Annotated in this window: 22 protein-coding genes; 8 read left to right on the plus strand and 14 right to left on the minus strand. The window is 71.1% G+C overall.

From position 1 onward, the window contains the following. Nucleotides 1-18: 18 nt before the first annotated feature. Nucleotides 19-1,590, minus strand: coding sequence for an SDR family oxidoreductase (locus ACFT32_RS09570; protein ID WP_382487628.1), 1,572 nt, complete (start codon nucleotides 1,588-1,590; stop codon nucleotides 19-21). Nucleotides 1,591-1,759: 169 nt separating this feature from the next. Beyond that, nucleotides 1,760-2,656 carry an SDR family oxidoreductase gene (locus tag ACFT32_RS09575; protein ID WP_382487630.1) on the minus strand — a complete coding sequence of 299 codons (897 nt, stop codon included), beginning with the start codon at nucleotides 2,654-2,656 and terminating at the stop codon, nucleotides 1,760-1,762. Between the two features lie 144 nt (nucleotides 2,657-2,800). Here ACFT32_RS09575 and ACFT32_RS09580 point away from each other — a divergent pair, with 144 nt between their 5' ends. Then, a complete protein-coding gene (locus tag ACFT32_RS09580) occupies nucleotides 2,801-3,427 on the plus strand; it encodes a glyoxalase (RefSeq protein WP_382487631.1) in 627 nt (208 codons plus the stop codon). Between the two features lie 33 nt (nucleotides 3,428-3,460). Here the strand turns inward: ACFT32_RS09580 and ACFT32_RS09585 are convergent, their stop codons facing one another. Then, nucleotides 3,461-4,063 carry a peroxiredoxin-like family protein gene (locus tag ACFT32_RS09585; protein WP_382487633.1) on the minus strand — a complete coding sequence of 201 codons (603 nt, stop codon included), beginning with the start codon at nucleotides 4,061-4,063 and terminating at the stop codon, nucleotides 3,461-3,463. Between the two features lie 70 nt (nucleotides 4,064-4,133). Here ACFT32_RS09585 and ACFT32_RS09590 point away from each other — a divergent pair, with 70 nt between their 5' ends. Continuing rightward, nucleotides 4,134-4,748, plus strand: coding sequence for a TetR/AcrR family transcriptional regulator (locus ACFT32_RS09590; protein ID WP_382487635.1), 615 nt, complete (start codon nucleotides 4,134-4,136; stop codon nucleotides 4,746-4,748). 22 nt (nucleotides 4,749-4,770) lie between these two features. Here ACFT32_RS09590 and ACFT32_RS09595 read toward each other — a convergent pair whose 3' ends face one another. The 6 genes from ACFT32_RS09595 to ACFT32_RS09620 form a co-directional block, all read right to left on the minus strand. Then, complete coding sequence (locus ACFT32_RS09595; protein ID WP_382487636.1) at nucleotides 4,771-5,997, minus strand: NAD(P)/FAD-dependent oxidoreductase; 1,227 nt, start codon at nucleotides 5,995-5,997, stop codon at nucleotides 4,771-4,773. Nucleotides 5,998-6,099: 102 nt separating this feature from the next. Continuing rightward, nucleotides 6,100-7,044: an RNA polymerase sigma-70 factor gene (locus tag ACFT32_RS09600; protein WP_382487638.1), complete on the minus strand. Its 945-nt coding sequence runs from the start codon at nucleotides 7,042-7,044 to the stop codon at nucleotides 6,100-6,102. A 55-nt stretch (nucleotides 7,045-7,099) separates the two neighbouring features. Then, nucleotides 7,100-8,104 (minus strand): TAXI family TRAP transporter solute-binding subunit, encoded by a 1,005-nt coding sequence (locus ACFT32_RS09605; protein ID WP_382487640.1) that lies wholly within the window; start codon nucleotides 8,102-8,104, stop codon nucleotides 7,100-7,102. Next, on the minus strand, nucleotides 8,101-9,492 hold the full coding sequence (locus ACFT32_RS09610; protein ID WP_382487642.1) for a sensor histidine kinase: 1,392 nt from the start codon (nucleotides 9,490-9,492) through the stop codon (nucleotides 8,101-8,103). The genes ACFT32_RS09605 and ACFT32_RS09610 overlap by 4 nt, the downstream gene beginning before the upstream one ends. Nucleotides 9,493-9,518: 26 nt before the next feature. Continuing rightward, nucleotides 9,519-10,178 carry a response regulator transcription factor gene (locus tag ACFT32_RS09615; RefSeq protein WP_382487643.1) on the minus strand — a complete coding sequence of 220 codons (660 nt, stop codon included), beginning with the start codon at nucleotides 10,176-10,178 and terminating at the stop codon, nucleotides 9,519-9,521. A gap of 22 nt (nucleotides 10,179-10,200) precedes the next feature. Next, nucleotides 10,201-11,550, minus strand: a complete 1,350-nt coding sequence (locus tag ACFT32_RS09620; protein ID WP_382487645.1) for an MFS transporter — start codon at nucleotides 11,548-11,550, stop codon at nucleotides 10,201-10,203. A 245-nt stretch (nucleotides 11,551-11,795) separates the two neighbouring features. On the opposite strand from ACFT32_RS09620, the gene ACFT32_RS09625 reads away from it, so the two are divergent. Further along, nucleotides 11,796-14,258 carry a SpoIIE family protein phosphatase gene (locus ACFT32_RS09625; RefSeq protein WP_382487647.1) on the plus strand — a complete coding sequence of 821 codons (2,463 nt, stop codon included), beginning with the start codon at nucleotides 11,796-11,798 and terminating at the stop codon, nucleotides 14,256-14,258. Between the two features lie 350 nt (nucleotides 14,259-14,608). Here the strand turns inward: ACFT32_RS09625 and ACFT32_RS09630 are convergent, their stop codons facing one another. Beyond that, a complete protein-coding gene (locus tag ACFT32_RS09630) occupies nucleotides 14,609-14,815 on the minus strand; it encodes a 2Fe-2S iron-sulfur cluster-binding protein (protein ID WP_382487649.1) in 207 nt (68 codons plus the stop codon). 109 nt (nucleotides 14,816-14,924) lie between these two features. After that, entirely contained in the window at nucleotides 14,925-15,800 is an 876-nt protein-coding gene (locus ACFT32_RS09635) for a helix-turn-helix transcriptional regulator (RefSeq protein ID WP_382487650.1), read from the minus strand. A 194-nt stretch (nucleotides 15,801-15,994) separates the two neighbouring features. Here ACFT32_RS09635 and ACFT32_RS09640 point away from each other — a divergent pair, with 194 nt between their 5' ends. Beyond that, complete coding sequence (locus ACFT32_RS09640; protein ID WP_382487652.1) at nucleotides 15,995-17,017, plus strand: zinc-dependent alcohol dehydrogenase family protein; 1,023 nt, start codon at nucleotides 15,995-15,997, stop codon at nucleotides 17,015-17,017. A gap of 90 nt (nucleotides 17,018-17,107) precedes the next feature. Beyond that, nucleotides 17,108-17,821, plus strand: coding sequence for an SDR family NAD(P)-dependent oxidoreductase (locus tag ACFT32_RS09645; RefSeq protein ID WP_382487654.1), 714 nt, complete (start codon nucleotides 17,108-17,110; stop codon nucleotides 17,819-17,821). Nucleotides 17,822-17,888: 67 nt separating this feature from the next. Here ACFT32_RS09645 and ACFT32_RS09650 read toward each other — a convergent pair whose 3' ends face one another. After that, nucleotides 17,889-18,806: an aldo/keto reductase gene (locus ACFT32_RS09650; RefSeq protein ID WP_382487656.1), complete on the minus strand. Its 918-nt coding sequence runs from the start codon at nucleotides 18,804-18,806 to the stop codon at nucleotides 17,889-17,891. Between the two features lie 319 nt (nucleotides 18,807-19,125). Between ACFT32_RS09650 and ACFT32_RS09655 the strand changes: the two genes are divergently transcribed. Further along, nucleotides 19,126-19,689: a cysteine hydrolase family protein gene (locus tag ACFT32_RS09655; protein WP_382487657.1), complete on the plus strand. Its 564-nt coding sequence runs from the start codon at nucleotides 19,126-19,128 to the stop codon at nucleotides 19,687-19,689. Between the two features lie 56 nt (nucleotides 19,690-19,745). Here ACFT32_RS09655 and ACFT32_RS09660 read toward each other — a convergent pair whose 3' ends face one another. Beyond that, nucleotides 19,746-20,186, minus strand: coding sequence for a MarR family winged helix-turn-helix transcriptional regulator (locus ACFT32_RS09660; protein WP_382487659.1), 441 nt, complete (start codon nucleotides 20,184-20,186; stop codon nucleotides 19,746-19,748). A gap of 114 nt (nucleotides 20,187-20,300) precedes the next feature. Between ACFT32_RS09660 and ACFT32_RS09665 the strand changes: the two genes are divergently transcribed. Beyond that, nucleotides 20,301-20,789 (plus strand): ester cyclase, encoded by a 489-nt coding sequence (locus tag ACFT32_RS09665; protein ID WP_382487661.1) that lies wholly within the window; start codon nucleotides 20,301-20,303, stop codon nucleotides 20,787-20,789. A gap of 32 nt (nucleotides 20,790-20,821) precedes the next feature. Here ACFT32_RS09665 and ACFT32_RS09670 read toward each other — a convergent pair whose 3' ends face one another. Further along, the gene (locus ACFT32_RS09670) at nucleotides 20,822-22,009 is read right to left on the minus strand and encodes a PotD/PotF family extracellular solute-binding protein (RefSeq protein ID WP_382487663.1); all 1,188 of its coding nucleotides are present in this window, start codon (nucleotides 22,007-22,009) and stop codon (nucleotides 20,822-20,824) included. 141 nt (nucleotides 22,010-22,150) lie between these two features. Here ACFT32_RS09670 and ACFT32_RS09675 point away from each other — a divergent pair, with 141 nt between their 5' ends. After that, nucleotides 22,151-22,561 carry an MmpS family transport accessory protein gene (locus ACFT32_RS09675; RefSeq protein WP_382487665.1) on the plus strand — a complete coding sequence of 137 codons (411 nt, stop codon included), beginning with the start codon at nucleotides 22,151-22,153 and terminating at the stop codon, nucleotides 22,559-22,561. The last annotated feature ends 100 nt before the right edge of the window (nucleotides 22,562-22,661 follow it).

The raw sequence follows: 22,661 nt of genomic DNA on the forward strand, positions 1-22,661 counted from the left end.
AGGGTGCGGTGTGGATCTCTACTGCCTGACTCTTCGTTCGCGGCGGGCGGTCCGGATGCGGCCGGGGCGCGGGCCGGCCCCGCGCGCGCTCATGCCCTTGGCGGCGGCCTGGGTGATGTTGCGGGCCATGCCGCCGAAGACGACGGCGTGGAACGGGGAGAGGGACCACCAGTAGGCGTGCCCCAGCAGTCCCCGGGGATGGAAGAGGGCGCGCTGCCGGTAGCGCGTGCGGCCCGCGTCGTCCGTCTCCGCGTACATCTCCAGCCATGCCAGGCCGGGCAGGCGCATCTCCGCCCGCAGTCTCAGCAGGCGGCTCGGCTCGATCTCCTCGACCCGCCAGAAGTCCAATGAGTCGCCGGCCCGCAGCCGCTCGGCGTCACGTCGTCCGCGGCGCAGGCCGACACCGCCGACGAAGCGGTCCAGCCAGCCCCGGACCGTCCAGGCGAGCGGGAAGGAGTACCAGCCGTTGTCGCCGCCGATGCCCTCGATCACCTTCCACAGCGACTCCCGGGACGCGTCCACGGGGAGGTGCCGCTCGTCCTCGTAGAGGCTGCCGCCCGCCCAGTCCGGGTCGGTGGGCAGCGGATCGCTGGGCGCCCCGGGCACGGCGGCGGACGACCAGCGGGTGACGACCTGCGCCTCCCGCACCTTGCGCAAGGCCAGTGCCAGCGCCGCGTCGAACGGCAGCGGCCGGCCCGGAAGGTCGGGCACGTACCGGGCGATGTCGTGCTCGCGGCACACGACCTCGTGGCGCAGCGACTCCGTCAGCGGCCGGGCGAGGGCGGCGGGCACCGGGGTGACCAGGCCGACCCAGTGGCTGGACAGCCTCGGGGTGAGCACCGGCACCGGCGCGATCAGCCTGCGCCGCAGCCCGGCCACCTCGGCGTACCGGTCCATCATGTCCCGGTAGGTGAGGACATCCGGCCCGCCGATGTCGAACGCGCGGTCGACGTCATCCGGCATCGAGGCCGAACCGACCAGGTACCGCAGCACGTCCCGTACGCCGATCGGCTGGGTCCGGGTGTGCACCCAACTGGGCGTGACCATGACCGGCAGCCGCTCGGTCAGATAGCGCAGCATCTCGAAGGACGCCGACCCCGAGCCGATGACGACCGCCGCCCGCAGCACCGTGGCCGGCACCGGCGCGCCGAGGAAGACGCGTCCCACCTCGGCCCTGGACCGCAGATGCGGGGAGAGGGACTCCTCGGGAACTCCCCGCGGTGTGAGCCCGCCGAGGTAGACGATCCGCCGCACACCGGCGGCGCGCGCCTGCTCGGCGAAGACCCGGGCCGCCCTGCGGTCGGTTTCCTCGAAGCCCGGACCGGTCCCCAGGGCGTGCACCAGGTAGTACGCGACGTCGACACCGCGCATCGCGGCGGCGACCGAATCGGCGTCCGTGACATCCCCCCGGACCGTCTCGGCGTGCCCCGCCCAGGGGTGATCGCGGAGCTTGCCGGGGGAGCGGGCCAGGCACCGGACCCGGTGACCGGCCTGGAGCAGTTCCGGCACCAGACGCCCGCCGATGTACCCGGACGCTCCGGTCACCAGACAGTGCAGCGACTGTGCGTCCCGTTGTCCGCCTGTCTCCACGATCGGCTCCTCCACGCGTGCGCTCCGGTGTTGCGGCCTCACTCCCTCGATCATGGGCTTTGCGGCAGGACCGCGCCTGTCGCGGCGGGGCGACCGGCCGCATTCGCTCTCACACGAGTACTTCGGACGCACCGGTGCCGGCGGATGCACGGATCCGCAGAGCGGGCGTTCAGCCGGGCGGAGGGTCGACGCCGGCCGCCTCCTGGTCGGCGCGGCCTCCGGCGCCGAGCAGCCCCGTGGCAGTGAACGGCTCGTCGGCGGCGAGACGCGGCAGTTCACGTCGCGACAGTCGCGTGACGACCGGCGGCATCGCCGCCCGCACCAGCTGGGTGTACCGCAGCCAACGGGGCATGTAGACCGAAGGCCGGCGCCGTTCGACCGCCCTGACCAGCCGCCCGGCGACGTACGGGACGGGATACACCTTGCGCGCCGGACGCGGCATGTGGCCGCGCAACTCCCGCAGCACCGCGTGCGCGTCGGCGTCGCGGACCATGTCCGTGTCCGTCCAGTTGATGTACGCGATGCCCACGCCCACCCGCTGATGGGCGACCTCCGCCTGCAGCGCGTGGGCGAACGACTCGACCCCGGCCTTCGACGCGCAATAGGCGCTCATCATCGGCGCCGCCCCGATGGACGCGAGCGACGCGACCTGGAGGAAGTAGCCCCGCGTGTCCAGGAGGTCCGCCAGGAACGTCCGCGCGGTGACGGCACTGCCGACGAGGTTCACCTCGACGACCCGGCGCCAGACCTCGAGATCGGCCTCGGCGAACGGTCCGCCCTCGGCGACCCCCGCGTTGGCGATCACCACCGAGGGCGGCCCGAAGCGCGCCCGGATCCCGTCGGCGGCGCGAGCCATCCCGCGCTCGTCCGTGACATCGACCTCCCAGCACTCGGCCACGCCCTGAAGGCTGTCCCGCACCCGGGCCAGCGTCCGCTCCTCACGGCCGAGCAACGCCACCCTCGCGCCCCGGCGGCACAGCTCCCGGGCCATCGCCTCCCCGAGGCCGCGCGCCGCACCGGTCACCACGGCGGTCCGGCCGTGCAGGGGGCTTCGAGCGACCGGCATGGGACGCTCCTCTCCGCGACGGCGCTGGCCCGGCCCACGTTAGGCGTGGACCGGGCCGTCGGCACGCCGGGCGTCCCGGGCTCGTCGCCGATCCGGTCAGGATTCGAGAAGCGTGGACCGCTGAGCCGACCTAGCGTCGAGGTCATGACTTCCATCGCATCCGTCACCCTCGAGGCGGCCGACCCCACCGCCGCCGAACGCTTCCTCACCACCGCCTTCGGCCTCGTCGGACAGGTACGTCTGCGGGCCTCGGAGGCACCGAGCACCGGCTTCCGCGGGTTCACGCTGTCGCTCGTGGTGTCCCAGCCGGCCAACGTCGACGCCCTCATGGACGCCGCCGTGGACGCCGGTGCCGAGACCCTGAAGCCCGCCGCCAAGTCCCTCTGGGGTTACGGGGGCGTCGTACAGGCCCCGGACGGGACGATCTGGCAGGTGGCCTCGTCGTCGAAGAAGAACACCGGCCCGGCCGCCCGGCAGATCGACGAGATCGTGCTCCTGCTCGGTGTCGAGGACGTGAAGGCCAGCAAGCAGTTCTACGTCGATCACGGTCTCGCCGTGGGGAAGAGCTTCGGCGGCAAGTACGTCGAGTTCGCCACCGGGTCGGGCCCGGTCAAGCTGGCGCTCTACAAGCGCCGGGGCCTGGCCAAGCTCGTCGGCACCTCACCGGACGGCACCGGATCGCACCGGCTCACGATCGACAGCGACGCCGGGACCTTCACCGACCCGGACGGATTCGCCTGGGCGACGGCGCCGGAGAACGCGTCGCTGTGAACCTGGTGCTGTCCGGGTACCCGCGGCCCTCGGTCATCGGGCCGTGGGTTTCGTACGGGGCGTGCGAGGGGCGCGGGCCGTCAGTTCCAGCAGTTCGTCGACCGACCACTGGTCGTAGACGTGCTCGCCGTGCTTGGCGGCGAGGACACGGCCGTCGGGAGCGATGAGGAAGTCGGCGGGGAGGCCGAGCCGACCGCCGTGCGGGGTCGTCGAGGGCAGGTGCTCCCGCCCGCGGGAGACCTCCCGTACACCGCTGAGGACCGCCCGGACGATCGGTCCCCAGGCTCGCGGGCTGAGCAGGGCGCGGGGCGACCGCTCCACACCGAACTCCGTGTACAGCCGCCTGCCGGGGTCGGCGACCACGGCGAACGGAAGACCGGCCGTGTGGGGCGACAGTTCCTCGGCGGGCGAGTGGAAGACCACGACCTCGCGTACACCGGCGGCCTCGATCTCCCCGTGTCGCCGTATCACCGACCGGAGATGCAGATTGCAGACCGGGCAGCCGGCGAACCGCCGGAACTGAAGGTGGACCAGCCGGCCGGGGTCGGGAACGGCGACCTCGTCGCCGGAGACGGCGGTGAGCGTGCGTGCGTTCACGGTGGACCCGGGCTCCACCGGACTACGGGACAGGCGCATGGACATTCCCTCCGTTGGCGTACGGCATACGCCTACCAGCGTAGGCGTATGCCGTACGCTGTCAACCGTCATGCCACGTCCCCGTTCCCTCACCCCCGATCAGCTCGCCTCGGCCGCCCTCGCCGTCATCGACCGCGACGGGCTCGCCGGGCTGTCGATGCGCGCCGTCGCCCAGGAGCTCGGCATGAGCACCATGGGGCTCTACCGGTATGTGCACGACCGCGAGGAGCTCGAACGGCTCGTCGTCGAGCTCGTGCTGAACGCCGTGAACACCGAGCCCCCGGATCCCGACGCGTCATGGCGCGAGCGGATCGAGGTCATGGTGCGGCGCCTGCGCGACACCGTGGGTGCTCATCCGGCGGTCGTCCCCCTGACCATCACCCACCGGCACCACTCCCTCGCAGTGCTGCGCTGGTCGGAGACCATGACCGCGATCCTGACCGAGGCGGGGATCGAGGGCGACCGTCGGGTCGTCGCCCTGCGCGCGCTGCTCGGCTATGTCATCGGAGCGATCCAGCTGGAACACCTCGGGCCCCTCTCCGGCCCGGGGACGACAGCCATCACCGAGCTGCCGCCCGCCGACTTCCCCCACATGACCGAAACCGCGCGAGACGCCCGGAACATCAGCGCGGACCAGGAGTTCCTGGGAGGGCTCGCCATGCTGCTCGACGGCCTCGGGGCATGAGGCCGTCGGGCTGTCGTGCGCGTCAGGCCGCTGCCCCGACCGGCGAATCCGCCCCGGCCGGCTGCCGCACGACGTGGCGGCGACGGCTCGGCAGGCCGAGCATCGGGTTGGCGACGCCCCAGGCCGCGCCCTTGCAGATCAGTTCCTTGTAGACGGCGGCGAACCGGCCCGTCAGAGCCGCCCGGACGGCGAGGTCGTCGGCGGTGACGTACTGGATCAGGCCTTCCTTGCGGCCCAGCGAGATGCACTGGTTGAAGTAGCGCAGCGGGACGTTCGGGAGCTTTCCGCCGGTCAGGCGGGCCGCGATGGCGTCGGCGGCCTGCCATGCCATGGGGGTGCCGGAGGCGCACGACATCCGCAGCGGCTTGTCGCCGGGGCCCACGGCCAGGGCCGCGTCGCCGACGGCGTACACGTCCGGGTGCGAGACCGAGCGCATGGTGCCGTCGACCAGGATCTGCCCGGCGTCGTCGACGTCCAGGGTGGTGGCCTGCGCCAGCGGGTGGACGGCGAAGCCGGTGGTCCACACGGTGACCGCGGCGGGGATCAGCTCGCCATCGGCGGTGGTGACGCGGTCGGCCTCGACGCCGGTGACGGAGGAGTTCTCGTGGACGGTGATGCCGAGCTTGCCGAAGACCTTCCGCAGGTGCCGGCGGCCCTTGGGGGAGAGCCAGTCGCCGAGTTCGCCGCGGGCGGCGAGGGCGACGTCGAGGTCCGGGCGGGCCTCGGCGATCTCGGTCGCGGCCTCCACGCCGGTGAGCCCGCCGCCGACCACGACCACGGACTCTCCGGCATCCAGCCGGGCCAGGCGCTCGCGCAACCGCAGTGCCCCGGGGCGGCCGGCGATCTGGTGGGCGTGCTCGGCGACGCCGGGGACGCCCTGGTCGTTCCAGCCGCTGCCGAGGGCGTACACGAGGGTGTCGTACTCCAGCTCCTCGGTCCGCAGCGCCTCGGTCTCCGGCTCCCCGGGGCCCTTCGCGTCGACGACGGCGACGGTCCTGCGGTCGACGTCGACGCCGGTGACCTTCGCGAGCTTCAGCTCGACGCCGGTGCCCGCGAACATCTCGCTGAAGGGCCGGGGCGTGAGGTCCTGGCCGGCCGCGAGCTGGTGCATCCGGACCCGCTCGACGAAGTCGGGCTCGGCGTTGACGAGGGTGATGGCGACGTCTTCGCGGTGCAGGCGCCTGGCGAGGCGGCCGGCGGCGATGGCTCCGGTGTAGCCGGCTCCGAGGACGACGATGCGGTGCTGCATTTCGGGCTCCTGTCTCGAGCGGGACTCGCCCCTTGAACCGGGCGGCCCGCCGTTCCCTGACAGGAACGTGGTATGAAGCACGTCACATCGTCGTCGGTGGTGTCAGAAGACCGTGAGCAGCGGGTCTCCGTGGTCGGTGGCCGCCCACCGCCTGGTCGCGCGTTCGAGCTTGTCGGGGTTGACCTGGTTGCGGAACCCGGCGATGCCCTCGGCGCTGATCTCCAGGCACATCACGCCGATGACGCGGCCGTCGAGGACCACCACGAGGGCGGGGTCGCCGTTGGCGGTCGTGGCGTAGACGTCGGGCGATCCGCCGACCAGATCGCGCTTGGCCTTGCCGGGCTTGAACAGACCCCGCATGAACTTCGCGACCGCGAGGGCACCCTCGAACGCCTTGGCGCGGGCCGGGACCTTCCCGCCACCGTCGCCGACCGAGATGGCGTCCTGGGTGAGCAGGCGCACGAGCGGCTCGGTCCGGCCACTGGTGGCGGCCGCGAGGAACTCGTCGACGATCCGCCGGGCGGCGGCCTCGTCGACCTCGGTGCGGGCCCTGCCGGCGGCGACGTGCTTCTTGGCGCGGTGGAAGATCTGCTGGGCGGCGGCCTCGGTGATGTCGAGGATCTCGGCGATCTCCCGGTGCGGGTAGGCGAACGCCTCCCGCAGGACGTACACCGCCCGCTCGCTGGGGGAGAGGCGCTCCAGCAGGGCGAGGACCGCGTACGAGACCGATTCGCGCTGTTCGGCGGTGTCGGCCGGGCCGAGCATCGGGTCCCCGGCGAGCACCGGCTCGGGGAGCCACTGGCCCACGTAGGTCTCGCGCCGCGCGCGGGCCGAGGTGAGCTGGTTGAGGCACAGGTTGGTGAGCACCTTCGTCAGCCAGGCCTCGGGGACCTCGACGCGGTCGATGTCGGCGGCCTGCCAGCGCAGGAAGGTCTCCTGCACGGCGTCCTCGGCCTCGCTGGCGGAACCCAGGAGACGGTAGGCGATGGCCTCCAGGCGGGGCCTCGCAGCTTCGAACCGGTCCACGTCTTTCATGGTCAGGGCCATGGCCGGGATCTTAGCCCGGGCGTGGCGGCTGAGGGATGGGGGTGGAGCGCCGTCGCTACCCGTGCAGTTCGCGATAGGCGGCGACCGCCCCGGGATGCAGCGGGACAGCGCCCGTGGAGATCAGGCTGCGGGCGTCGAGGAACTGGGTGCCGAGGGCCGGGGCGGGGACGAGGCGGGTGGCGCGGCGGACCAGGACGTGGGTGAGGGCGGCGGCGACGGAGGCAGGGAGGTCGGGGCGGCAGAGCAGGAGGTTGGCGACGCCGATGGTGGGGACCTCGGGGGACTTCCGGTACGCCCCGGCCGGCACCGACACCGCCTCCAGCCCCGACCCTGCCGAACCCATGCCGGCCCGCAGCCGGGGCAGCAGACCGGACAGGGGCAGCAGGCGGACACCGGGGCGCGTGTCGAGCCAGGAGAGCACGGGGAGCGGCACGCCCCCGGCGACCAGCAGGGCGTCGATCGTTCCGGCCCGCATCGCACGGGCCGCCTCCGGCATCAGCAGATGCCGGACCCGTACGTCGGTGCCGGGGGTCAGACCCGCGACGCGCAGGAGCCGGTCGCCGAGCACCGCTCCGCCGGACGCGGCCGCGCCCAGGGAGACGGTGCGGCCCGCCAGGTCGGTCACCGTGTGGATGCGGGCGTCGGAGCGCACGGCCAGCTGCACGTAGTTCTCATAGACCCTGCCGATCGCGCGCAGCGGAACACGGCGGTCGAACGGTGCGGTGCCGCCGTACCCCGCCCACGCGATGTCCGAAAGGGCCGGCGCCACATCGGCCCGGCGGGCCTGGAGCAGCCGAACGTTGTCCACGCTGCCCTCGCTGGTGACCACCTCGCAGGACAGCCGCGGGTAGACGGCCGTGACCTGGGCGGCGAGCAGCCGGCCGAAGGCCGTGTAGAAGCCGTCGGTCTCGCCGGTCGCGATCCGCAGCTCTCCCTCCGGTCCGCGGTCCGCGTGCCGTGCGTCGGCCGCCGCCGAACCCGCGAGCAGGCCGGTGCCCGCCATGCCGAGTGCGGCGCGCAGTGCGGTGCGGCGGCTCATGGAATGGGCGGAGCCGGTCATGCCGGGTGCCCCTTCGGGAGGACGACCCGGACGCGCAGGCCGTGCGGTTCGGCCGCCGTGAACTCGACGTGTCCGGTGTGACCGGCCACCAGCCGCTCGGCGATCGCCAGACCGAGTCCGCTGCCGCGCACCTCGCGGTGCCGTTCCGAGCGCCAGAAGCGGGTGCCCGCCCGGGAGAGTTCGCCGGCCGCGAGGCCCGGCCCGTTGTCCCGCACCTCGAGCACCGTGTCCGGGCCCTCGCCGATGCAGCGTGCCTCCACGCGAGCGCCGCCCCCTGCGTACTTGATCGCGTTGTCGAAGAGGATGTCGGCCACCTGGGCCAGCTCTCCCTCGGGGCAGGCCATGAGCACGGCGGGGCCGGGGACGAACTCCAGACGGACTCCGGCCTGTTCGGCCACCGGCTGCCACAGCCGGGCCTGGGCCGCGGTGACCGCCGTCGCGTCGCAGCACGACTCCCGTGCGTCCGAGACGGCGAGTTCGCCCGCGCGGTGCTCGGCGTTCGCCAGCGTGAGCAGGTCGTCGAGGAGGTGCTCCATGCGTTCGAGCTCGCCCGTCACCCCGGTGTAGGTGCGGGTGGCGGAGGCGCGCAGGTGGGGCTGGAGCGAGTCGATGCGCAGCCGCAGGGCGGCCAGGGGGTTGCGCAGCTGGTGCGAGGTGTCGGCGACGAGCCTGCGCTGCTGTTCCAGCGCGGTGGTGACGCCGTCGGCCATGCGGTTGAAGCCGGTGGCCAGCTGGCGCAGCTCCGGCGGGCCGCCGGCCCGGGCGTGCTCGGGCGGCAGCCCGGCGGCCAGGGTGCCGACCGCGCGGTCGAGGCGGTGCAGCGGCCGTACGACCCACCGCGTGGCGGCGCGGGCGAGCAGCACACAGGCCACGGCCAGCAGCCCGGCGCCGGCCAGGACCAGCGCCCAGCGCAGGGCGATGTCGTCCGCCGCGACCCGCACCGAGGCCCGCAGCACCACGGCTCCGGACACCCTGGTGCCGGTGCCCACGGGACGGGCGAGCAGCCGGTCGGCCCGGGACCAGGGCCGCAGCGTCCCTCCGGGCGAGACGGGCTGGTTGCGCAGCGCCGCGTCCACGAGCCGGGCGACGGCCGGGTCCGCGGCGCGCAGGCCGCCCGTCTGCACCACCGGGGCGCGGCGGGCGTCGACGACCACGACGGCCTCGCCGTACAGCTCGGTGTAGCGGCGCACGTCGGCGGTGAGCGCCCCGGTGTCGTCGCTCTCGGCGGCCTGTTCGGCCAGCCCGGCGAAACGGTCGAGGTCGGCGGTGCGCGCCGCGACGAGCTGCTGGGTGCGCTGCGCCGAGGTGACGGCCAGCAGCGGCACGGCGAAGCCGGCCACGGCGAGAACCACGAAGGCCAGGACCACGGTGAGGACGCGGGTGCGCATGAACAGGGCCTGCCGTGAGAACCGGCTCAGTCGCCGAAGCGGTAGCCGAAGCCGCGGATGGTGGTCAGCACCTCGGGGCGGCCGAGCTTGGCCCGCACCTGGGTGAGGTGCACGTCGAGCGAGCGGGACACGGCGAGGAAGGCGTCCCCCCACACCTCGTCCATCAGCTGCTGGCGGCTGACCGCCGTGCCGGCCCGGGCCGCCAGCGCGGCGAGGACCTCGAACTCCTTGGTGGTCAGCCGTACCTCGGCACCGCCGACCAGCACCCGGCGGGCGTCCAGGTCGACCTCGACGTCCCCGGCCCGCACCGTGCGCGTGGCCGGGGCCGAGGACGCCGCCGCCCGCCGGGTGACGGCCTCGATGCGGGCCAGCAGCTCGGCCAGCCGGACCGGCTTGACCAGGTAGTCGTCGGCGCCCAGCCGCAGGCCGCGCACCACCGACCGTTCGTCGCCCCGCGCGGTGAGCACCACCACCGGCAGGGGGCTGACCGCGCGCAGCTTGCGCAGCACCTCCAGACCGTCCAGGTCGGGCAGGCCGAGGTCGAGCAGCAGCAGGTCCGCCTGCCGGTGGCGGGCGAGGACGTCCTCGCCGCGCTTGACCCTGGCCGGCGCGTGGCCGTTGTCGTACAGGGCCTCGGTCAGCGCGCCCGCCACACCGTCGTCGTCCTCGGCCAGCAGCACCCGCACGGTCGCCTCCTCTCCCGCCTCGTCAGTCGCGAGACCGGGAATCGTCCTCGTCCAGTGGCGACGCGTCGGAGGTCTCGCGCATCCGAATGTAGACGAGCAGCGAGATCAGAACACAGGCGGTCACGTAGTAGAAGTACCAGTTCTCGTGTCCGGCCTTCTTGAACCAGAGCGCGATGTACTCGGCGGTCCCTCCGAACACGGCCACGGTCAGCGCGTACGGCAGGCCGACGCCGAGCGCCCGGATGGAGGTCGGGAACAGCTCGGCCTTCACCACCGCGCTGATCGAGGTGTACAGGGAGCTGACGGCCAAGGGCCCGACCATGAGCAGGAACGCGTACACGGGGTCGCTGGTGTGCGACAGCAGGGTGAGCGAGGGCACCACCACCACGGTGCCCAGCGCCCCGAACGCGATCAGCAGCGGACGCCGTCCCACCCGGTCGGAGAGCAGGCCCATCACCGGCTGGAGCAGGACGAACACGAGCAGCGCGAAGAAGTTGATCCAGGCAGCCGTCGGCTTGGCGATGCCGCTGGTGTTGACCATGAACTTCTGCAGGTAGGTCGTGTACGTGTAGAAGAACAGGGTGCCGCCCATGGTCAGCCCCACGACGACCAGGCACTGGCGCGGGTAGGACAGCAGCAGCCGCAGGCTGCCGCGGGCCGGCCCGTCCTGCTCCTTGTCGCCTTCCGACGCGGCGCGCTCGAAGCTCTCGGACTCGTCCATGCCGCGCCGCAGCCACAGCACGATCACCGCCCCCGCGGCACCGACGACGAACGCGATCCGCCAGCCCCAGGAATCCATCTGCGCGGGGCTGAGCACCTGCTGCAGGACGATCTGCAGACCGAGCGCCGTCAGCTGGCCGGCGATCAAAGTGACGTACTGGAAGCTCGAGTAATAGCCGCGGCGGCCGGGCGTGGCCACCTCGGACATATAGGTGGCCGAGGTCGAGTACTCACCCCCCACCGACAGCCCCTGCAACAGCCGGGCCAGGACCAGGAGGACCGGCGCGGCGACCCCGATCGAGCCGTACGACGGGGTCAGCGCGACGATCAGCGAACCGGCCGCCATCAGCGTCACCGACAGCGTCAGCGCCGCACGGCGGCCACGGCGGTCGGCGTAGCGGCCCAGGACCCAGCCGCCGATCGGCCGCATCAGGAAGCCGACGGCGAACACCGCGGCGGTGTTCAGCAGCTGGGCGGTCTGGTCGCCGGAGGGGAAGAAGACGGACGCGAAATAGACGCTGCACGCGGTGTACGCGTACCAGTCGTACCACTCGATCAGATTGCCGATCGATCCGCGCATGATGTTGCTGACGACCCTGCGTTCGTCGCGGCGTGGTTTCCGCGCACGCTCGGCGGTGGTCTGTGTGGCCATCGGAACTCCCTTGTCTGCGGCCCGGAAGCACACAGAGTCGACGGCGCGAACAGCGCCGCTCAATGTCGGGAGCCAAGTCCTTACAGTCCCTTAGGGCTTCCCCGAGCCACATGACCGGCACGGCGGTGGTGAGCGCGGAGAGCCGCTGAGCTGGTGACCACGGATGAATACTCAATTATCCTGGTTTGCACTCAATACCGTGCATAGCGATCAGGGTCCGGTGCTGCTTTGGGCAGGATGGCGCGATGACGCAACCGGGAACCACCGGGGACGAGCCGGGGGCGGAGCCGGTGCAGTCCGACGGCGAGGCGGCAACGGCCAGGGCGGTCGTGGACGCCCACGGCAGGCTGACCGGGTGGAGCGAAGGCGCACGACGGCTGCTGGGGTACCGCGCACCGGAGGTCACGGGCCGCTCCGCGACCGTGTTGCTCGCCGACGAGCCGCCCACCGAGACGCTGCGTTCCATCACGGGACTACGCCGGTGGAACGGCTCGGTGGACCTCCGCCACCGGGACGGCCGCCTCGTCCGGGTCAGTCTGCTGGCCCACCGCCGTGAGCGGGACCCCGCCGGCGACGGCCGCGGCCATGAGTGGCTTCTCGTCTCGCCGGTCGCCCGCTCCCGCACGGAGATCGACGAGGACGGTCTGCTCGGGTGGTCACTCACCCAGTCACCGTGCACCACGGCGCTCTACGACACACGGCTGCGGCTGCTGCGGGCCAACGCGGACATGGAACGTGTGATGGGTCTGACCGAGGCCGAGATGCGCGGGCTACGGGTGTCGGAGATCGTCCTCGACGCGGAGAGCGACCGTACCGAGCACGTGATGCGGCAGGTCCTGGTGACCGGCGAACGGCAGCACCTGCGGGCCGTCCTGCAACTGTCCGGCGACCGGCGGGAGAGCCTGTGGACGGTGACGCTGGCGCCGGTGCACGACCCCGACGGCCTGGTTCAGGGCGTCCTCCTGTCCGCCCACAACATGACCGAGGAGCACCTGGCCCGGCAGCGCCTCGCCCTGGTCGCCGAGGCCGGCGTCCGTATCGGCACCACCCTCGACCTGACCCAGACCGCTCAGGAGCTGGCCGACGTGGCGGTCGGGCAGCTGGCGGACTTCGTCACCGTGGACCTGCTCCCCGACATCGAGGACGACCAGGAACTGCGCGCCATGACCCTGCCCAGTCCGGTCATGCTGCGCCGGGTGGCCAATCAGTCGGTGCTGCCGGGCTGCCCCGAAGCCGTGGTGCCACTGGGCACGGTCGCCGTCTACCCGAACGTGTCACCGGCTGCCGAGGTCCTCGCCTCGGGACAACCCCTGATCCACGAGGTGACCCCGGCCGGCGTGGCCAAGTGGGAGAGCCAGGCCCCGGAGCGGGCGGAACGGGTACGGCGGTTCGGTTTCCACTCGGTCCTGGCGGTGCCGATGCGGGCCCGAGGCATCACGCTCGGCGTGGCCACCTTCACCCGGCACCGGAGTCCGGAACCCTTCACGGAGGACGACCTGCTCCTGGGGCAGGAGATCACCGCCCGGGCCGCTCTGAGCATCGACAACGCCCGCCGCTACACCCGGGAGCGCAGCACCGCGCTGACCCTCCAGAGCAGCCTGCTGCCGCAGGGACATCCCCGGCAGCCCGCGGTCGAGACCGCCTCACGGTATCTGCCGGCCAGCGCGCAGGCCGGTGTGGGCGGCGACTGGTTCGACGTCATCCCGCTCTCCGGCGCCCGGGTGGGCCTCGTCGTCGGCGACGTCGTAGGCCACGGGATCCAGGCCTCGGCCTCCATGGGGCGGCTGCGGGCGACCGTGCGCACTCTGGCGGACGTCGACCTCCCGCCCGACGAGCTCATGACGCACCTGGACGATCTGGTGGACCGGCTGTCGGCCGAGGGCGAGGACGACGCACCCGGCAGCGCCGCCGCCGACATCGGCGCCACCTGTCTCTACGCCGTCTACGACCCGGTCAGCCGGCGCTGCTGCGTGGCGCGCGCGGGCCATCCGGCGCCGGCGCTGCTCATCCCCGGCAGCGAACCGTTTCTGCTCGACCTTCCCGCCGGGCCGCCACTGGGTCTTGGCGGCCTGCCGTTCGAGGCGACCGAGATCGAGCTGCCCGAAGGCAGCCTGCTCGCGCTGTACACCGACGGTCTCGTCGAGGCGCGCGGGCGCGACATCGACCAGGGGGTCGACGACCTGCTCAAGACGCTGGCCCGAGCGGGAACCTCGCTGGAGAGCACCTGCGACGATGTGCTGCAGGCCCTGCTCCCTGACCGCGCGGCAGACGACGTGGCGCTGCTGCTGGCCCGGACGAAGGCTTTGGACTCGGGTCATGTGGCCACCTGGGACGTGCCGGCGGAACCGTCCGAGGTCGCCCGGATCCGACGCAGCGTCACCCGGCAGTTGCAGGAGTGGAATCTGGAGGAGGACGCGTTCGTCACCGAACTCGTCGTCAGCGAACTGATCACCAACGCGATCCGCTACGCCGATCCGCCCATCGAACTGCGCCTGATCCTGGACCGCCACCTGATCTGCGAGGTGTCCGACACCAGCAGCACCGCACCGCACCTCCGCCGCGCCCTCACCTACGACGAAGGCGGCCGCGGCCTGCTCCTGGTAGCCCAGCTCAGCCGAAGGTGGGGCACCCGCCACGCGCGCCGCGGGAAAACCATCTGGGCGGAACAGGCCCTGTCGACCGGCGACTCGGGTCCGGCCACGATGTGATCCGGAGCTGGGGGCCGGGGCAGCGCCTCTTCGTACGGCAGGTCGAGGTCTTCGAGGCGGAGCTCAAGCTGTCCTCGGGAATCGGTCACAAGGTGTCCGGTGGCGTCCAGTCCGACGTTCGGGTTCCCGGCAATCCTCGGACCGCTTCAGCCGCTGTCGTCACCGCGTTGGACACCCGGGCGCGGGAGATGGACCAGGACGGTCTCGACGGTCACGGGTTCGCTGGCGGCGAGTGCGACGACGGCACGTACTTGCTGCGGCACGAGCGGGTTCTCCTTGCGGTGGCCGCGGTGCCCGGCAGCCGGGCCAGGTCATCGCTGTCCTTTTCACGCGTCGGTCACGAGATCCTCCTACGGCTTCGAGCGGCAGAGCAGGATCTCGTTCCGGGCGATCTCGCCAGGGCGGATGCCGCCGTTGTGCCGCATGTCGACGGAGCCGGAGACCAGGGTCGCCTTGCAGGTGCCGCACATGCCCCGGGCGCAGGAGGCCGGCAGGTTGAGTCCGGCACGGGTGAAGACCTCCCGGTCGAGGAAGTCCGGCGCGATCTGCCGAAGCATCTCGCGCGTCAGGTTCGGCGCGGTCGCGGCGATGAGGTCGAGTTCGTGGCGGATCGAACTGCTCAGTCACGCTCCGCATGACGCGCGACTCGCCTGATGGCCACCGGGGTCAAGTGGAGGAGCCCGCCTCCTGAGTGGCGGCCCAGGTCGCCAGGAGGCTCAGGTTCTCCGCGGAGGGCGAGCCGGGTTCGGCGGTGTAGACGGTGAGGGTGAGCCCGGGTTCGGCCGTGACGGCCAGGGCCTGCCAGGTGAGGGTGAGGTCGCCGACGACCGGGTGGCGGAAGGGCTTGGTGCCGGTGCCGTGGCGGGTCACGTTGTGGGCGCCCCAGCGGGTACGGAAGGCGTCGCTGCGGGTGGACAGTTCGCCGACGAGGTCGTGGAGATCCTTGTCGTGCGGGTTGCGCCCGGCTTCGGTGCGCAGGACGTCGACGGTCATGTCGGCCGCGAGATCCCAGTTGGCGTAGAAGCGGTGACCGGCGGGGTCGAGGAACTGGTAGCGGGCGAGGTTCGGCGGCTGGGTGTGGTGGTGGGCGCAGATGTCGCTGAAGAAGGCGCGGGCCAGCCGGTTGGTGGCGAGCAGGTCCAGGCGGCCGTTGGCGACGTAGGCGGGTGTGGTGGTGATGGCGTCCAGGGTCCACTGCACACTCTTGTGCAGGGCCCGCTGCCGGCCGGGTCGTGGCCGGGGGCGAGCGAGGGCGTCGGAGCCTTCCTGGGCCTGCGCCAGATGGAGCAGATGGGCGCGTTCGGCGTCGTCGAGCTGGAGGGCACGGGCGACGGCTTCGAGCACGGTGGGGGAGACCCCGGAGAGATTGCCGCGTTCGAGCTTGGCGTAGTACTCGACGCTGACGTCCGCCAGGGCCGCGACCTCGCTGCGGCGCAGTCCGGGCACCCGACGCCGGGTACCGGAGGGCAGCCCCGCCTGCTCGGGGGTGATCTTGGCACGCCGCGAGGTGAGGAACTCGCGGACTTCTTCACGGTTGTCCACAAGACGACCGTACGGCCGGCTCCGGCAGGTATGGGTGTACTGGCAGTACACCCATCAACAGTGCCTCGCTCCAGGCACCGAATGGCTGTTCCCTGGATGGCGTGGTGCTCTCCGGGAACGTTTCCCCGTTCCCGGGCACGACGCACGATGCGGCGCTGCGCGCGCCGGCTTCCAGAAGGCAAGGAGACGCAGCCATGCGTGGAGTAGTCATGCACACGGCCGGTGACGTCCGGGTCGAGGAACGTGAAGACCCGAAGATCACCGAGCCCACCGACGCGATCGTCCGGCTCACCGCGACCTGCATCTGCGGGTCGGACCTGTGGCCGTACCGCGGGGTCGAGCCCGCCGACCACACGGCCATGGGGCACGAGTACGTGGGCGTCGTCGAGGAGGTCGGCGACGACGTGCGGAACGTCAAGGTGGGCGACTTCGTCGTCGGGTCGTTCGTCATCTCCGACAACACCTGCGAGATCTGCCGTGCGGGCTACCAGTCCGGCTGCGTGCACAGGGAATTCGTGGCGGGGACGATCGGCACCCAGGCCGAGAAGGCCCGCATCCCGCACGCGGACGGCACCCTGGTGGCCACGCCGGGCCGGCCGGACGAGGACCTGATCCCGTCGCTGCTGGCCGCCTCCGACGTGCTCGGCACCGGCTGGTACGGCGCCGTCGCCGCCGAGGCCGGTCCCGGCAAGACGGTCGCGGTCGTCGGCGACGGCGCGGTCGGCCTGATGGCCGTTCTCGCCGCGAAGCAGCTGGGCGCGGAGCGGATCATCGCGATGTCCCGCCACCCCGAGCGGCAGAAGCTGGCCCGCTACTACGGCGCGACCGACATCGTCGAGGAGCGTGGTGACGCAGGCGTGACGAAGATCAAGGAACTCACCGGAGGGCTCGGCGCGCACTCGGTGGTCGAGGCCGTCGGAACCCAGGAGTCGACGATGCAGGCGATCGGCGCCACCCGCCCCGGCGGGCACCTGGGCTTCGTCGGAGTCAACTACGACGTCACGATCCAGGGCATCGACCTGTTCTTCGCCGGTATCCACACGGAGGGCGGCCCGGCTCCGGTGCGGCGGTTCCTGCCCGAGCTGATCCAGCTCATCTGGGACCGGAAGATGGACCCCGGCAAGGTCTTCGACCTCACCCTCCCGCTGGAAGAGGCAGCGGAGGGCTACAAGGCCATGGACGAGCGGCGCGCGACCAAGGTGATGCTCACCTTCTGACGCGGTCCCTCGCTCGTCGCCGTCCGTCCCGCGCCCACTGGGGCGGGGCGTACGGCTTCGTCCATGCGCGCACAGGCAGGAGTAACTGACATGGCATTGATTCTGGTGACCGGAGCGGCCAGTGGCCTCGGGCACAACACGGCGAACGCGCTGGCCGACGACGGCCATGACGTGGTGGTCCACGTCCGCGACCCGGGCCGTCTCACCCACGCGGACGACTCCGTACGGTGGAAAGGTGTCGTCACCGGGGACCTGGCCGACCTCGACGAGATCCGGGACGTCGCCCGGCAGGCCTCCGGGTTCGGACGCTTCGACGCCGTCATCCACAACGCCGGCGTCATGAACCGCCCGGAGGACGCCACGGTCAACACGATCGCGCCCTACCTGCTCACGGCCCTGATGGAGAAACCGGCCAGGCTCGTCTACCTCAGCAGCTCCATGCACCGGACCGGCTCAACGGACCTGCGACGACTGACCGACGGATCGGCTTCCTACGACGACAGCAAGCTGTGGGTCACCGCCCTCGCGCTCGCCTTCGCGTCCCGCTGGGAGGGAACGTCCAGCCACGCGGTCGACCCCGGCTGGGTCCCCACCCGTATGGGCGGCCGCGGCGCACCGGACGACCTGACCGCCGGGCACGAGACCCAGGTGTGGCTCGCGACGCACCCCGACCCGATCCCGAGCAGCGGCGGCTACTGGCACCACCGGCAGACGCAGACACCGCACCCCGCCTCCCAGGACCCGGACTTCCAGACACAGCTCCTCCAAGCGTTGGAGAGCCACACGGGCGTCCGACTCGACTGACCTCGACCCTCTCCGGGATGAGGCCGCCGCGGCAGTCAGCCGCGGCGGCCTCGGTTCGACTGTCGGGTCAGGGGTTGTGCTGGGAGAAGGAGTCCAGACGGGTCGCCTCGGGGTCGGGGCCGGAGCGGTGTCCGGTGTCCAGGGCGTCGATGGCCTCGACCTGTTCCGGGGTGAGGGAGAAGTCGAAGACGTCCAAGTTCTCCGCGATCCGGTGCGCCTTGACCGACTTCGGGATCACGCAGGTGCCGTGCTCCAGATGCCAGCGCAGCACCGTCTGGGCGGGCGTCTTGCCGTGCTTCGCCGCGATTTCGGTGATCACCGGCTCGTCCAGTACGCGGCGCCCGCTGTTGGGGCTGTCGGGCTCGTACTGTGTGACGGCACCGAGGGGCGACCACGCCTGGGTGAGAATGCCCAACTGCTCATGCAGGGCGCGCAGTTCGTTCTGCATGAAGTACGGGTGCAGCTCGACCTGGTTGACCGCGGGCAGCACCTCGGCGATGTCCACCAGCCGGCGCAGCAGCCGTGGGGTGTAGTTGGACACGCCGATCGCCCTGACCCGGCCCTCCGCGACCAGCTTCTCCGCGGCCTTGTAGGAGGCGTCGACGATGTCCTGCGCGACCGGGACCGGGTAGTGGAGCAGCCACAGGTCGAGGTAATCCACGCCGAGCTCGTTCAGGCTGGTGTCGAAGGACCGCAGGGCGGAGTCGTAGCCGTAGTCGGTCAGCCACAGCTTGGTGGTGAGGAACACCTCGCCCCGGTCCACACCGGAGCGGCGCAGACCCTGGCCGACCTCCTTTTCGTTGGCGTAGGCAACCGCGGTGTCGACCAGCCGGTAGCCACCACGCAGAGCGGTCTCGACGGCCGCCGCGGTTTCCTCCGGAGGGCTCTGGAAGACGCCCAAGCCCAGCGACGGCATCTCCACGCCGTTGTTCAGGGTCACGGACTCGGGCGAACCATGTCCGGGGCTCGCGGGAGTGTTCGTCATGTCGTGCTCCTTCGTGCCGACTTCGAGGTTCCTCTCGAAATGACGCCGCCCATTGCCCCATAGCCGACCTCGGATGTGGCCGGGCCCTGTCAGAAACCAAGAGGCCGGGGCGTCACACCATTCAGGGAACCAGCTCGTCGTGTGGGTAGCGAGGCACTGATAGTGGGTGTACTGGCAGTACGCCCGTCTGGTTGAGCAGACGTCGTGCGCTGGCTCGCGGGTCAGCTCCCGCGTGACTGCCAGGATCTCCGATCCTCCACCGCGGCTCGGTCGATCCATCAGACTTGCCTTGTTTCCCAGCGGCGGAGGGACGGCGAGCATGGCGGGCAGCGCACTTCTGGTGATGGACGTCCAACGGGACGTCGTGGCCATCGCCGACGACGGTTCTGGGTATCTGCAGCGCTTGCGCAGGGCGATCGACGGTGCCCGGGCTGCCGGGATCCCCGTGATCTACGTGGTGATGGGGTTGCGGCCGGGTGATCCGGAAGTCGGTCCTCGCAACAGGGTGATGGCAAATGTCGTGCGGGCCGGCCTGTTCACCGAGGGTGCTTCCGGCACCGAGATCCATGACGATGTCGCGCCACAGCAGGGCGACGTGGTGGTGACCAAGAGGCGGGGGAGTGCGTTCTCGGGCAGCGACCTCGACCTGGTACTCAGGGCTCGCGATATCGACAGCCTTGTTCTCACCGGCATCGCGACCAGCGCTGTCGTGCTGTCCACTCTGTGGCACGCCATCGACCTGGACTTCGGCCTCACCGTCCTGGCGGATGCCTGCCTCGACACCGATCCCGAGGTGCACACGATGCTCACCGAGAAGCTGTTCCCGCAGTGGGCGGACGTCGTCGCCGTCGAGGACTGGCTCAAAGCAATCACACTGCGATAGCGGGAGGCCGACCGGACCCTCGCGTGCGGAGGCGCTCAGGGCGGGCTGTGGTCGGGTCAGCCGGTGCGCAGGCGTGCGGTCTGTTCGGTGCCGACGTCGGTCGTGCGCCGCAGGTACCGCTCGATCACGGTGAGTTCGTCGTCGGTGAAGTCGTCCAGGGCCTGGTCGAAGGCTCTCCCGGGGGTGTCCCAGGCGGCTTCGATCTCAGGGGTGCGGCCGGTGGTGAGGGAGACGAGCATCTTGCGCCGGTCGTGGGCGTCAGGACGGCGCTCGGCCAGGCCGGCCTTCTGGAGGCGGTCGACCAGTCGGGTGGCTGATCCGGAGGTCAGCCCGGTCAGCTCCGCGATCTGCCCCGTGCTGTGAGGGCCGGGTTCCAGCGCGAGCAGGCTCACGCACTGCAGGTCGGTGGGATGCAGGCCGAGGTGTTCGGCCATGGCCTGGTTGAACAGCGTGTAGGCGGCGTGGTGGCGCCGGGCCGTCGCGGTGACCGCAGCCACCAGCTCCCTACGACTTCGGTTTGACATGTGATCACCCTTGTGCCGTACTAATCTCTGCGTCACGCAGATAATGTGTGGCGCAGGTCCTTTGTAGCATGACCCTCGGGAGAACCCATGACCACCCACACCCCTGAGCAACTGCGCGCCCTCTACGACCGCTGGAGCGAGATGTGGCGCGGCGACTTCAGCAACGCCGAGGAGATCCTCGACCCCGGCTTCGTCGTCCACCAGGCACGTCCCGACGGCAGCGACTCCGAGGCCGTCACCGGCCCCGAGCGCCTGCTGCCCGAGATCGAGCAGACCATGGCCGCCTTCGGCGACATCACCATCACCGTCGACCTCGGCCCGATCGTCGACGGCGACCTGATCTCCGCCCGCTGGACCATGCGCGCCGCCTACACCGGGGGCATCCCTCACGCCACCGCCCCCATCGGCACGAAGATCTCCTTCAGCGGAAACGACATCCTGCGCGTCGCCGACGGCAGGTTCGTCGAATACTGGACCTGCACTGACATCCTCGACGGCCTGTCCCAGCTCGGCGCCGTCTCCGGCCCCAACGGCCCCGCCCAGGCCGATGTGTGTCTTGACGGTGCCGGCGGCTGAGGCGGAGGAACTCACACTCAGGCACGCACGCCCTACAACCCCGCGATCTTGTTCCATCGCTTCCCGAACTCCACCCGCTCCGTCGATGTGATGTCACGCGCGACGGCGAGCCGGCTGCGCAGCTCCGTGTCCGGGAAGATCAGGGGGTTCTCGGCGAGGGCGGCCGTCTCCTTGTCCTCGGCGGAGGCGAGGACGTCCTGGGCGGCCGGGACCGGGCAGACGTAGTTGACCCAGGCGGCGAGTTCGGCGGCGACCTCGGGGTCGTAGTAGTAGTCGATCAGCCGCTCGGCATTCGCCTTGTGGCGGGCGAGGTTGGGGACCATCAGCGACTCGGCCCACAGCTCGGCGCCCCCTTCGGGGACGACGAACTCGATGTCCGGGTCGTCCGCCTGGAGCTGGATCACATCGCCCGAGTACGCCTGACAGGCCAGTACATCCCCGCTCGACAGATCCTTGATGTAGTCGTTGCCGGTGAAGCGCCGGATCTGTCCCCGGCTCACCTGCTCCTCCACCTGGTCGCAGACTGTGTGGAAGTCGTCGGCCGTCCACCGGGTGATGTCGACGCCGTTGCCTTGCATCAGCAGCGCGAACGCCTCGTCCAGACCGGAGAGCAGGGTGACCCGGCCCTTCAGGTCGCCGGCCCACAGATCGGAGACCTGCCGTATCTCCCGGCCGGTCGTACGCCGGTTGTACGCGATCCCGGTGATCCCGGACTGCCACGGCACGGTGCACCTACGGCCGGGATCGAAGGCCGGTGAACGCAACTGCGGGTCCAGATACCTGATGACGTTCGGCTGCCGCGCCCGGTCCATCTCCTGGACCCAGCCGAGCCGCACGAACCGTGCGCACATCCAGTCGCTGATGACGATCAGATCGCGGCCGGTGGACTGATGGTTCATCAGCGCGGGGCTGATCTTGCCGAAGAACTCGTCGTTGTCGTTGATCTCCTCGACGTAGTCCACCGATACGCCCGTGCGCCGCTCGAAGCCCTCCAGGGTCGGTCGCCGCGCCTGGTTCTCGTCGTCGGTGTCGATGTACAAAGGCCAGTTCGCCCAGATCAGCCGTCGATCGGTGGCGGAGAGATCGGCCGTGGCACGGTCGTCGGGCGGTACGTACGCGGCCGGCACACCGCACCCGGCGAGTCCGCCGAGCACAGCGCCGGAGCCGAGAGCGCGCAGCAGGGTACGGCGGGAGAGCGGAGGGATCGTCTTCAGGGGCATTCGGGCAGCATGCCGCGCCTTTCGGGACCGAACAATTGACGCCGCGTCCGGAAGTCGATTCGTTGGATCACATAACAGTTGACCTTGCTTTCCCTTTGCGATTGGCTGCGGGCTCGACCATCACGATCCGGGGGGATCTCAATGCACCGCACCATCCGCGCGGCCGTCTGTTCCGTCGCCGTCGCCGGCCTCGCGCTCGGTCTCAGTTCCTGTTCCGAGGCGGTCGACCAGGTCGACAAAGCCGTGGACGAGACGTACGAGGTCACCTACGAGGTGACGGGGAAGAACGTGGACTCGATCGAGTTCCACGGCGGCGGTGGCAAGGCCACGGCGCCGAAGATCGAGTCGGTGTCGAAGCCCGAGCTGCCCTGGACGAAGACGGTCAAGCTGCGCGGCATCATGCCCTCGGCGGTCATGCCGGTCGCGGCGGACCCCGAAGGCGCCCAGGTCGCGTGCAAGATCACCTACAAGGGCAAGGTGATCGAGGAGCAGAGCTCCAAGGGCCTGGTGACCGCCGGCGGTTGCACCGCGGAGTCCCCGGTCACGGGGTAATTCTGAGAATGACTCGGCGGGACCCCACCAGGAGGTCCCGCCGAGTCTTCAACGGGTCATGCGGCAACAGGCCGTGCCCCGATGGGTGATGCGACTCCGA

The organism is Streptomyces sp. NPDC057002, from assembly GCF_042673825.1.
Lineage (GTDB): Bacteria > Actinomycetota > Actinomycetes > Streptomycetales > Streptomycetaceae > Streptomyces.